Origin of the sequence: Emergencia sp. 1XD21-10, assembly GCF_009936045.1 — a bacterium.
Classification (GTDB): Bacteria; Bacillota; Clostridia; order Peptostreptococcales; family Anaerovoracaceae; genus Senimuribacter; species Senimuribacter intestinalis.
In genome coordinates, this window is sequence record NZ_QWEQ01000013.1 from 22,331 (window position 1) to 34,945 (window position 12,615).

Annotated in this window: 9 protein-coding genes; 2 read left to right on the forward strand and 7 right to left on the reverse strand. The window is 43.5% G+C overall.

The genetic code is table 11. The features are described 5' to 3' along the window. Positions 1-2 precede the first annotated feature (2 nt). The 7 genes from ord to D1151_RS09580 form a co-directional block, all read right to left on the reverse strand. A complete protein-coding gene (gene ord / locus D1151_RS09550; protein ID WP_161908752.1) occupies positions 3-1,064 on the reverse strand; it encodes a 2,4-diaminopentanoate dehydrogenase in 1,062 nt (353 codons plus the stop codon). Between the two features lie 310 nt (positions 1,065-1,374). After that, positions 1,375-2,766 carry a sigma-54-dependent Fis family transcriptional regulator gene (locus tag D1151_RS09555; protein ID WP_161908753.1) on the reverse strand — a complete coding sequence of 464 codons (1,392 nt, stop codon included), beginning with the start codon at positions 2,764-2,766 and terminating at the stop codon, positions 1,375-1,377. Between the two features lie 88 nt (positions 2,767-2,854). After that, a complete protein-coding gene (locus D1151_RS09560) occupies positions 2,855-4,204 on the reverse strand; it encodes a sigma-54 dependent transcriptional regulator (protein ID WP_160200960.1) in 1,350 nt (449 codons plus the stop codon). A 4-nt stretch (positions 4,205-4,208) separates the two neighbouring features. Continuing rightward, positions 4,209-6,479 (reverse strand): ATP-binding protein, encoded by a 2,271-nt coding sequence (locus tag D1151_RS09565; RefSeq protein ID WP_161908754.1) that lies wholly within the window; start codon positions 6,477-6,479, stop codon positions 4,209-4,211. 143 nt (positions 6,480-6,622) lie between these two features. After that, positions 6,623-7,996 carry an APC family permease gene (locus D1151_RS09570; RefSeq protein ID WP_161908755.1) on the reverse strand — a complete coding sequence of 458 codons (1,374 nt, stop codon included), beginning with the start codon at positions 7,994-7,996 and terminating at the stop codon, positions 6,623-6,625. Positions 7,997-8,019: 23 nt separating this feature from the next. Continuing rightward, complete coding sequence (locus D1151_RS09575) at positions 8,020-8,718, reverse strand: cysteine hydrolase family protein (RefSeq protein ID WP_161908756.1); 699 nt, start codon at positions 8,716-8,718, stop codon at positions 8,020-8,022. Between the two features lie 265 nt (positions 8,719-8,983). Beyond that, positions 8,984-10,672, reverse strand: a complete 1,689-nt coding sequence (locus D1151_RS09580; protein ID WP_161908757.1) for an AAA family ATPase — start codon at positions 10,670-10,672, stop codon at positions 8,984-8,986. Between the two features lie 187 nt (positions 10,673-10,859). Between D1151_RS09580 and D1151_RS09585 the strand changes: the two genes are divergently transcribed. Beyond that, positions 10,860-11,180, forward strand: a complete 321-nt coding sequence (locus tag D1151_RS09585; RefSeq protein WP_160200965.1) for a helix-turn-helix transcriptional regulator — start codon at positions 10,860-10,862, stop codon at positions 11,178-11,180. Positions 11,181-11,260: 80 nt separating this feature from the next. Further along, on the forward strand, positions 11,261-12,592 hold the full coding sequence (locus D1151_RS09590; RefSeq protein WP_161908758.1) for a TrkH family potassium uptake protein: 1,332 nt from the start codon (positions 11,261-11,263) through the stop codon (positions 12,590-12,592). The last annotated feature ends 23 nt before the right edge of the window (positions 12,593-12,615 follow it).

A 12,615-nucleotide genomic window follows, 5' to 3' on the forward strand; every position in this document is an offset into this window, starting at 1 on the left:
AATTATTTAACCAGTTTGCAGTCTTCCTCGATCATATTTCTCATGTCGCCCATGATTGCGTGAGGAACTGGAATGTCGATCATAGTCTTAAGACCAGGTCTTGCGTTGATTACGTGCGGAATGCAGTTCATGATCATAGCCATAGTTCCGATACCGCCTTCGATTTCCGGAGTATTAGCCATGTTTACAGGAGGATTACCCTTAATTTCTACGTAGTCACCTGTGAATACGCCAACCTGCTCAGGTTCGATCTGCTGCGGATGATCCATTTCGATCTTAACTTCGCCGTCAACAGTTCCCCAGCCCTTCATTGCAACGCCTGCAACCTGACCAGCTGCTGCGAAGCCGTAAGGAGATTTTCTGTCTACATCAGTCACGATCGGTTCCATATCCTGTTCAAACTTCTCAAGGTTCCAGCCCAGCGCATCGCAGATCATGCCAACGGATTCTGCGAATCCTACGTGACCTGCCATAGTGCCGTCTGCTTTTCTCTTGTTGAAATCTTCTACTTCTACGCCAATTCCCTGTTCTTCCATTACAGCAGGACCAAACGGAGATAAGCTGTTTACTCTTCTGGAAACGATGTGATCAACGGATTCACAAGCGCCAGTCCACAGGATTACGAGAAGGTCCATAATCAGACCAGGGTTGATACCAGTACCCAGTACAGTTACGCCGTTCTTCTTTGCGATTTCATCCAGCTTCTTAGCCAGTTCAGGTTCCTGTGCCTGCGGATAAGCCATTTCTTCAGCGGAAGTGATGACGTTCATGCCGTTTTCCATAACCTTAACCAGTTTGTCATATACTTTTGCAGTGAAAGAGTCTGTGCAAACTACTACGATGTCTGCTGCACCTGGTTTGATTACTTCATCTGCAGTGCCAACGATAACATCTTCTCTGTCGCCTCTTTCGATACCAGGCACTACTTCATACAGGCTCTTGCCCAGCTTTGCGCCGATGTCGATTGCGCCGACAATGTCAACACCCTGTTTCTTTACTAACATTTTGCCGATTCCGCCGCCCATAGCGCCGAGTCCCCAAAGGATTACTTTTACATTTTTCATTTGCTTTTCTCTCCTTTTAATAAATCATTACTATAATATGAATTGACTTTGAAACGCGTTTTCGCGTGATGCCTATATATAAAGCAACAACCATGCCAAATATTCCCGTGTATACATGATACAATTTCGCCGCAATAATTTCATAAAAATAGTGGTTTTCAGCACTTATTCTGTGCAAAAACCACTAAATAACTCTCGCAGATTGCGGAAATTTTTAAATTTTGAAGTGACCGCATTTCTAATTCAGCGGGCACAATGCAAATTTTTTGGCATTATATATGCAAATATTTTTGCATTCCGGCGCCTTTTCTCAACCTTTAATCCCATATTTTTTCAATTTATGCTGCAAGGTCTGCCGCTTAATATGCAGGGCTTCTGCGGTCTTCGAAATATTTCCACCTTCGGAAATCATTACCTCTCTGATAATTTCTTTCTCCAGATTATCAAGATACTGATCGAGCGGCCCCTTCCGATCCCATTTTTCAACATCAGCGCCGATTGCATCTACCTGCATCGGCATCTGCAATAGTTTTTCTGTCAGCACGTGTTCCCTGTCTGCCATAGCGACCGACTGCATAATAATATTTTCCAGTTCACGCACATTGCCCGGATAATTATAATCACAAAGACGCTGCAATGCATGTTCTGATACCATCCAGACTTCTTTTCCAAAGCGCTCATTGTGCTTTTCCAGCAGTTTTTCTGTCAATACTGGAATATCTTCAAGGCGGCTGCGCAGCGGCGGAATGGAGATATTTACTACATTAAGCCGGTAATAAAGGTCCTTTCGAAGTTTGCCTTCTTCTATGAGTTTTTCTGGTGGTTCGTTGACCGTGGCAATAATTCTCACATCAATGGGAATATCCCTGCTTCCACCAACTCTTCTGATATAATCCTCCTGCAGCACGCGCAGCAGCTTGCTCTGTAAATCATACGGCATGGAGTTGATTTCATCCAGCAGCAGAGTGCCGCCATTAGCTTGTTCAAAGAGCCCGGCTCTATCCATCGCCCCGGTAAACCCGCCTTTTGTGGTTCCGAATAAGATGCCCTCAAGCAAGGATTCCGGCAGCGCTGCGCAGTTCTGCGCCAAAAACGGATTTTGCCTGCGAGCACTGGCATAATGGATACTCTGGGCAATCAGTTCTTTTCCCGTTCCTGTTTCCCCATAGATAAATACCGATGCATCGTTGCCTGCCGCCCGCTTTGCCCGTTCCAAAACCGCAGTAAACAGCGAACTGTTTCCGATGAGGTCATCAAAAGTATACTTCTTCAGCTTCGGTCTTGCCTCTTTAGGCTTTATCTCTTTTTCCCGCAGCTGCAAAATGGTATCACTCATGGAACGAATATTGGTTACATCTCTTGCAACTTCAATAGCTGCAATGGTTTTTCCTTCATGGATTACAGGTACAGTGCTGTTGATTGTTGCGATTTCCTTGCCATATAAGCTGGTATAGGACTGTTGTTTATTGCGGATTTCAACGTTTTTCTTTAAAGCCTGATACATGGTGCTTTCTTCCAGCTTTACACCGGGAAACGCTTTTGCAAAAGGCTTTCCGATGACATCGTCAATGCGAATCTGCTCCATGTCCGCCATAATTTGATTATAGAACATGCCCACGCCGTCTGTGTCTACCACGTAAATCCCCATGTCTACGAGATTGATCAGCGCTTCCAGTATTTTTTTATATTCCTCTGCGGTCAAGTCTCCGTACCTCCTGCTTTTTTCTCTTCTATTTTACACGATTTCCTGCACAAGTGCAAATTTTTTTGCAGAAAAGTTCAACTATAATTTATTTATACTTTATCCCGTATTCGTTCAGCTTTTTATACAGATTCTTCTTGGCAATCTGCATTTCACCTGCTGCCTTTGCAACATTGCCCTGATGCTTGTTTATGATTTTTATAATGTATTCTTTTTCAAAGGATTTCGTCTGCCCCCGCAGTGAATCATCCGGCTCGCTTTGCTGAAAAATATCCTTTATCTCTTCCGGAAGTACATTCACATCTAAACTTCCTTCGCCAGAGAGTACAACCATTCTTTCTATCAGATTGCGAAGTTCTCTCACATTGCCGGGCCAGTCATATTTCTGAAGGACTTCCAACACCTCTTCATCTATGACAGGCAGCGGCTTATTCATTTCTCTTGCATAAAGGGACAGGAAGCTGCTACATAAGACCGGAATATCCTCCAATCTTTGCCGCAGAGGTGGAATCTCAATAGGAATAATATTAATTCTGTAGTATAAATCCTTGCGAAAGCTATTCTCTTCAATCTCCTTCTTCAAATCTCTGTTCGTCGCGGCAATTAGCCTGAAATCACTCCTGATTGTCTCATAGCCGCCTACTCTTTCAAAGGTCTTTTCCTGCAGCACTCTGAGCAGCCGCGTTTGCATATTCGGACTCATCTCTCCGATTTCATCAAAGAAAATTGTTCCGCCGTTAGCAATTTCAAAACGACCCTTTTTCTGTCGCTCTGCTCCTGTGTAAGCGCCTTTTTCACTGCCAAACAATTCGCTTTCTATCAGATTCTCATTCAGCGCCCCGCAATTTACGCATACGAAAGGTTTGTCCGCACGACTACTGTATCTATGTATCATATTTGCCAGAATTTCTTTTCCCGTGCCGGTCTCTCCGGTAATCAATACCGCAGAATCCGTTTTACCTACAATTTTAGCTTTCTCTCTGAGTGCTTCTGCTGCCGGGGATATACCGATAAATTCACTTCCCATCGAAAAGGAAGCTAACCGGTTTTTTAAGGTCTTATTCTCAGCCTTAATATTGGAAAGCTCTGCTGCCTTTTTTATATTGGAAATCAATTCCTCAATATCTGCCGGTTTTACCAGATAAGAAAAAGCTCCTTCCTTAACAGCCTCCACTGCTCCAGAAATTGATCCTTCAGCAGTAAGCATAATGACCTCTGTGTCCGGCGATTTTAGTTTTATTTGCTTCAAAAGCTCCATACCATTCATCTTCGGCATGATGATATCAGAAACCACCACAGCGATATCCTCTTTACCGATAACCTCTAGCGCAGAATGCCCATTCTCACAAGGCATAACTTCAAATCCATTGAGTTCAAAGATTTTCTCATAAAGTTCCAACAATTTCCTGTCATCATCAACCAGCATAACCCGTGCCATGATATTACGCCTCCTTTCTTTCTACCGGAATTAATACAATAAACTCAGTGCCGCCGTCTTTAGGCTCACGTAGTATAATCTCCCCTTCCAATGTATCGACAAGACGTTTGGTAATCCAAAGTCCGATGCCTGTTCCTTTTTCTTTCGTTGTCAAAAATGGTTCAAAAACCTTTTCCTTTGGTATAACTTTAATACCATCTCCATTATCTTTAATTCTGATAAATGCGTTATCAGCCTTCCTACAGCACTCAATCACAATCTCGCCTTCACAGTGTACCGCCTGAATCGCATTTATGATGATATTCTGTAGAATAACTTTTATTGCCTCCCTGCCATTTGAGTTTACATAAAACTCCTTATCAATTTCTTTTTTTATAACAATTCCTTTGCCGATAATCTCTTTTTTAGACAACAGCAAAATTTGATTTACCAGAGTTCCAAGATGTATCATCTCGCTGCCGTCTTTGTCCCTCTTTGAAAAATCCAGCAGAGTTGAGATCACATCTTCCGCCTCATCGACCCCTTTTTGAATTGCAAATATTTCCTCCGATTCCTTCGCCTCAGTCAGTTTTAAAATATACGCAGCGCCTTTGATCCTCGCAAGAATATTCTTTAGTTCATGTACAATTGCAGCAGCCAACTGTCCTACTCCTGCCATTTTTTCAATCTGCTGAAGTTCCTTTTCCTGAAGAACTGTTTTCGTAACACACTCTCTGGACACTACGATTTTGATGACCTCTCTATCCTTTAAAATCGGATAATACTGATTCCTATATGCTTCTCCGTCCACTACCTGCTGTTCAGAAAAAGGCTTTCCGGTCGCTACCACTTCTGCAATTCCATTTTTTAAATTATCCCGCGGTATCGTGACAAAATCCTTAGACTGCATGTTGACAGTTCCATCTATGTCTGCAATCATGAGCGTCTCTTCAATGGCGTCCAGAATTACTGTAATTTCACGGTTCTTGTCGATGAGACTTTCTGTATAAGAGACAATATTCTCGTTCATCATCCGCAGCGCCTCATTGAGTTTGCAAATCTCATAATTACCGCAGGCCTCTTCTTTTTGAAACTGAACAGTTGAATAATTTCCTTCGGAAATTTTTTGCGCCTGATTTACAAGTCTTTTCATAGGTCTTGAAAAACTAAAATATAAAATCAACGCAAAAATTACTGCAAGAATCAGATTGATCAGCACTACAACCATAATGCCTTTCAGATTCACAGTATAAAATGAACTAAAATCATCTATGCCGATTTCTGTAAAAATAACGCTGTCTGCACCTTCCACCTGCGAATAGATGAACATGCGCTGCTCGCCGTTTTCCTCAAAGTATTTAATTCCCGAACCACCGCCGAGAACGCCTTCTTTCAGCGCCGCTCGCCGTTCTTCTGACAATACATCTTCAAAAATGTTTTTCTCCAGCGTTTCACCCTGCTCTGCAGTCAAACTGTCATAATCAGTATGGTAATACACCTCTCCGTTATTTGACATCCAGCACAATTTTCCGCTCTGTCCTAAAGAAAACTCTGTAAAATACTTCTCTTTCATTTTTTCAATGGAAAGATCCAGACAAATCACGCCAAACAGTTCGCCATTTCGATCATATACCGGCTGGGAACAGGTTATCGTCCATCCTGTTCCCAGATAATCATAATAAGGTCCTGCCCAGATTGCCTGATGATCTGGATTATACTGATTTGTCGCCTGTGTATAAAAGATATCGCTGACCTGACTGTGGTCGCTGGTAAAAAAAGCGTTGAGGTCACCATACGGACTGCACCGCAAAAGATTTCCCTTTGTTACAATGTAGCACCACGAAACCTCTTCATTCTCTATAATCTGCGCAAAATAGCGGTCCAACCTTTCCGTCACGTTGATTTCATAAATCAGTTCATCTGACAAGGGCGCAATGTTAGGCACAATAATATTGCTCTGCTGACTGCTGCTCTTTGTGCTGTCCTTTTTTCTAGCCATCGTGCCGGTTTCTGTCATCACATACTGGCTGCTCAGCGCTGCCGAAGTATCCTGCGAAAGCGCCTCTTCCATATATACGCCCATAACTTCTGCTCTATTTTGAATCCGATCAAAAGTAATGGCAAGAAGGTTCCCTTTCTCCTTTGTCATTTCCAGCAAGCTGTTCTGTGCGTATTTCATAGCGCCGTTCTGACTGCTTTTCTGCATATATACAGTAAAAATCATAACAGAAAGGATATTAAAGATTAAAAAAATCAAGATGATGTTCACAGTAAGTGATCGCTTCCTCTTTCCCATGGGGTTCTCCTTACCTCAAACTGGCAGCAATTTAATGATTTGATTTATTATAACATAAGCCCGAGATATTCCCCGGGCTATGTTATCATTTTCTCTTTTCCTATATTTGGAAAACAGTACAGGCTCAGCTTTCATGCCGCAGCTCAGCGCGTGATTTCATTCGCTTCTTCTTTGGTGACTGTATCCGGATTCAATACAACCGGCGCCCAATCCAGCGGATTTTTCTTTTGCATTGCCTTTGCATAAGCCCAAAGCATAACACCGACCGCCGCATATACTGCCAGTACGATCCACTCTGCCGCGCCCATTGCAGTACCATTAGTCCAAAGAATCCATATGCAAAATACGATTCCCATGACGCCAAGCAGCATGCCGGCAGGCGCTTTATATGGTCTTTCCCACTCAGGATGCGTTTTTCTGATTCTCATGAAGGAAAGTGTCACCATCAGATATACTGCACCTGCTGCAACGCCATAAATTACGTATATGTAATTTACCCACGCCTCCGGCGCAAAAATCGTAAAGTAGATGGACAAAATTCCTACAACCAAATTTGCAAACTGAGGCTGTCCATGCTTGTTTAACTTAGCAAATCTTGCAGTGAACTGATGCTGCTTTGCTGCACCATAGAGGATTCTGGAAGCAGACAGCCAAAAGGACGACAATGTAGTAATACAGGTCAAAACGCCCATAACGACGAGAAGAATCCCCAGCCAGTGAAGTCCCAGATAATCTGCCACCATAGGGTCTACAATACTTACTTCGTTAATCCAGTCAAGGGATACGATACCTCCGATTGCAACAACCGCCAGACCATAAACCAGCACTGTACAACCTAAAGATCCCACAAAAGCTTTCCAAATATCCTTTTTCGGAAAGTTTGCCTCCTCTGAAAGCTGCGGAATCAGGTCAAATCCTACAAACTTCATGATTAAAAGACCGATTCCTGCAGTATACCCGGCTGCTCCATTTGGAAACCAGTCAAGATTTGCAAAGCTCCACTTTCCACTTGCAATAAAAATAACATCCGCAGCAACAGCAATTACCAGCGTACTCCAAAAGAACACATTCTGCAGTTTGGTAAGCAGCTTCAATTCAAAGTTGGTTAGGAAATACCAGAGTACCAGCAGCACCGCTGCAATGATTTTTATTTGTGTAGTTGTAATCGGGAATAAGTATGCCAGCATAGAGGCAATTCCCATCGATACCGTAGGCATTGCCATGATATAAAGAAGCATAATCATCCAGCAGGATGCAAAGCCGGTGTTAAACCCGAAAGCGTTTGTAATCCAGATATTCTGTCCGCCTGCATAGGGCATCATAGAAGTCATTTCAGTATACATAAATGCCAGCGGTAAAATCAGAATTGCGCATGTCAGTAAAGAAAGCGCTGCTCCTGCGCCACCGATTTCAAACCAGTACTTGATTTCAACCATCCAGGCTGCAATCATGCCGCCGGCAGCCATAGCAATCATGCCGGACAGTTTTATTTCTTTTCTCAGTCCTTGTGTTTCCATTTTTCTCTCCTGTTTCCTACGAGCTATAAGTTCTTCTCAATGAGTGCAATTGTTTCGTCCGTGGAAAGTACATCGCAGTAAATAACGCTCATAATTTTCAGTTCTGCATCATGCAGCTCCATGCTGCCCGCTGCACATGCGTCTTCTACACAGATTACTTTGTAACCTGCATCTGCAAGTCCTCTTACTGTAGACGCAACACACTGATCCGTTACAATTCCGGTTACAATCACGGTTTCCACGCCCATAAACTGCAGCAGCTGCAGATAGTTGGTGCCCGTGGTCACGCTGTCTGTCGTCTTATTTACGACAATTTCGTTCTCCAGCGGCGCCAGCTCATCAATCATCTGCGCTTCATAGCTATTCACAGGAAGCAGCATACCGTTCCAGCCTTCAGACTTCTGTACCGGTGATCTGTCTTCGCCGTCTTCCCGCAGGCAGGCGATTCTTCCATAGGTCACCGTCAAGTTATTCTTTCTGAAAAATTCCAGCAGCTTTTGATTGTTAGGAATTACAATTTCATCCAGTCTGTCATGGAAAGGAATCCATCGATCCCATTCCCCTGCCGCCTGAAACTGCAGCGCTTCGCCGCAATCCCGCCGAACAAATTCGTTTTGCAGGTCCACCAGAAGCAGCGCCGTTTTCTTTGGATTGATTTCAGGTTCACATACTTCCCCAATTGTTTCGTAGTAGAAGTTTAGATATTTTTCTTTGACTTTCATTGACTATTCCTCCTTGTCAGAATCTTTTTTCACTTCATCATTGCGATTTTCGTGCCAATGACTCCTAGGAGAAAAATATTATTGAAATTTCAACGTTATCTTCGCTTATTCCTTCTTTTTTCACTCTACTGTCCCGACCGACTTGTCACCTTTACGTAAAAAATTCGCCTCAGGTTTTACCTTTTGGTAATCCAGTTTCGGCGAAATTCACGCAAAAGAAAAAGCGCATATATACAACGTATATACACGCTCAGTAAGCTTCTCTCTATTTCTCTGTTTTCACAATACAGCCCTTCTTGTACAAAGCAATCCCGTACTTCAATATAGGTCTATAGCCATCGGCAATCAGCGGTGCTGCATAGCCCTGCGCTTCTATCTGTGCAAGCGCTTCATCGCACCTTGTTTCCATCTCCGCAAAGGTCTTTGCAGCCTTCAATTCTATAATAATTGCTCTGCCCATAAACTTTTTTTCTTTAAGAATCAGGTCAGGTCTGCCATTTCCACTTTCCCGGTTGGATAGAATCGAATAGCGTCCGGTGTTCTTCAGAAGTCCGCTCAAAAATCCATGATAATAGCTCTCCGCATAGTCAAAGTAACTGATAGTGTCCATCAGCTGGCAAGAGATAAAGTCCGCAGCAGCCTCGCAGTCGCCATCTTCTAAGGCTTTAATCAGAGGGCTTCTGTCTATGCGCTCAATCTTTCGGTCGAACCACCCGACAATAGATTGCCTGTAGATAGATCGAATTTCCTTATTTGGAATGGTCATTTCCAAATAAATGGTTTCGCCTTCAATTCTCTGACTTTTCATCTTCAAATATCCTGTAAAGAACAGGAAGTTCCATAGATTGTCTCTGGAACTGTGAATATCTCCATAAGTGATTTCTTCATGAACTGGCTTTTCAATGGTTCCGCCGTCCATGAGGATTTCCAGTTCTTCTCGGGTAATATCATCAGCGTCTTCAACCAGTTCTTTCACAATGCCATTGCCCGATGTGTTTGACCAGTACGGCCTTGTTGCGATTTGCGCACCCGCCTTTGCATTGCTAGCATAGCTGAGAATACTCCACGGATTATAGATTTCCGTATTTCCGAACAGATAGCCATCGTACCATGCTTTTGCTTCTTCAAACCTGTCTTCCAGATTATAATATGCCAGCATATTCTGCACTTCCGCACCGGTAAAGCCAAAACAGCTGCTGTATTTCGGACTGACAATGGAATGAATTTCCAGATTATTAAGCCCCGTAAAGATACTTTCTTTACTGATTCTAAGGCAGCCAGTTACCACACCCAGTTTCAGATACGGATTGGTTTTCAGGGCTGACTCAAACAGCGAACGGATAAATCCAATCATCTCATCGTAGAAACCTTGAAAATACGCATTTTCTAACGGCACGTCATATTCATCGATGAGTATGACAGCTTCCCTGCCGTGATAGTGATACAGACACTCTGACAAAAAACGCAGTGCGTCAATATATAGGGCAGGTTCCTTGCTTTCTCCAAGAATTGCCTGATATTTATCTCGTTGGGTAGCATCCATTGTCCCATCAAGGACATACCGGTGCCTCGAAAACTCCGCAACGATTTGCCGTTTCAGCATTGTATATGACAAATCATAATTATCCTGCTTCCCTGACTTGAGTGATAAAGTAATCACCGGATACTGACCCATGTGTGCAAGGTAGGTTTCTCCTGCTCCCATTATGGCAAGCCCTTCAAAGAGACCGCGATTATCTATCTTCTCACCTTCCGTCGTTCTCTCATCTTCAAAGAAACGGCGTACCATGGAAAGATTCAAAGTTTTTCCAAACCGGCGCGGTCTTGTAAGCAAGGTCACTTTGCTGCCATCCAATAGTTCCTGTATCATCATTGTTTTATCCACAAAATACAGGTTCTCTTCTCTAATCTCTTTAAAATCCTCAAATCCAATAGGGATTCTCTTCTTATCCATTCGCCATCTCCTCCTCGTATCTATAGTATACGTGAAAAATTGTAAATTCACAAGCAGACAATAAAACAAATTCTTTTATCTGCCTTTCATCTGTTTCTACCACCTTTTTTCGACACATTCCTTGCTATTTTGACCGTTTTATTGTATATTGGTATTTGACAATCTAAAACTTTGGAGGACATTCATTATGAGAATTAGAAAAGAACAGGACTTTGACGAAAAAGACATCGAAATGATTGCAGACGTGTCCGATGCACTGGCACATCCCGTTCGCCTGCGTCTGTTCCGCTACATCATGCAGTGCAACAAAACCATGGAAAACGTATGCAACAAAGATCTTGTCGCAAATTTCGACTATGCACAAGCCACCATTTCTCAGCATATGAAGAAACTGGTACAATCCGGTCTAATTGAAGTGAAAAAACAAGATAAATTCTCATATTATTACGCAAATCTGGGCATACTGATGCAATATATCAATGTGACGAAACGGTATTCTGTCATATAGGGGGGGTATTCCCTCCCGCCCAGTGCAGATATCCGCCTTACATCCATTGATGAAACATAAGGCAGGAGGATGATGCACCTATGCGAAAACTTTCATCTATACAGCTTTTGTCGGCAGGGTTTGCCGTGATTATTCTGACAGGTGCACTGGTTCTTTGTCTGCCGGTCTGCACAACAAGCGGTGAATCCACGCCCTTTATCGACTGCCTTTTTACTTCAGCCTCGGCGACCTGCGTCACCGGTCTTTCTCCGATGGACATTTATACTCATTGGAATTTTCTGGGTCAACTTATCATTCTGCTTCTGATTCAGATTGGCGGTCTTGGATTTATGGGACTCTCCATGGCGCTTCTTTATTTTTCAGGACATAAAATCAGCATTTTTCAGCGTACCACATTGATGGAGTCTATGGGCAGTCTAACCATCGGCACTGTTACCAAGGTGCTGCGCACGATGACACTGGGCACCCTCATCTTCGAAGGTGCCGGCGCCATTGCTCTGGCATTTCGTTTTATCCCGCTCTTTGGAGCTGCGCAAGGTCTGTGGTTCAGCATCTTCCACGCAGTCTCCGCGTTCTGCAACGCAGGCTTCGATTTAATGGGTATCTTTACCCCCGGTACATCTTTACAGCATTTTTCAAAAGACCCACTGGTGCTTCTAACCACTACTATACTGATCATCACAGGCGGCATCGGTTTTATCGTCTGGCGTGACTTCATCGACCATCGTTTCCGGTTCCGCACCTACACCCTGCACAGCAAAATTATGCTGACCTGTACCGCAGCTTTGGTTATATCCGGCTGTCTTTTATTTTTGTTCTTAGAAAGCAATACCACACTGCGCTCCCTTTCCCTCGCAGAAAAATGGATGAACGCTCTATTTTTGTCGGTTACCCCGAGAACAGCAGGCTTTGCGATTTCTGACTACAGTGATTTTTCGCCGGCGGGCAGAGTCCTGACCATGTGTCTTATGGTTATCGGCGCCGGTCCTGGCTCCACTGGCGGCGGTATCAAAGTTACCACATTCACTGTTGTTCTGCTCTCTATCGTTTCCCAAATTTTTCGCAGCAGAGATCTATCTTTGTTCCAGAGGCGACTGCCCGAAGAAGTGCAGCAGCGCGCCTTCTCCAGTATTTCATTTTACCTGATTGCAAGTATTTTCTGTACATTTCTGCTGCTTCTTGCGAATCCCCTTCTGGAATCTGAATACGTACTTTTTGAGGTACTATCTGCCCTTGGTACAGTAGGTCTTTCCATGGGAATTACGGCAGAACTGGGTGTATTTTCGAAGGCGATACTCATTGCGCTGATGTATCTTGGCAGGCTGGGGAGTATTGCTGTCATCATGGTAATCAGCAGTCATAGACCTGCCCACAGGCTGCGGTATCCTAAAGAGCCAATTCTCATCGGATAAGCGGTACAAAAAATTCAAACAAA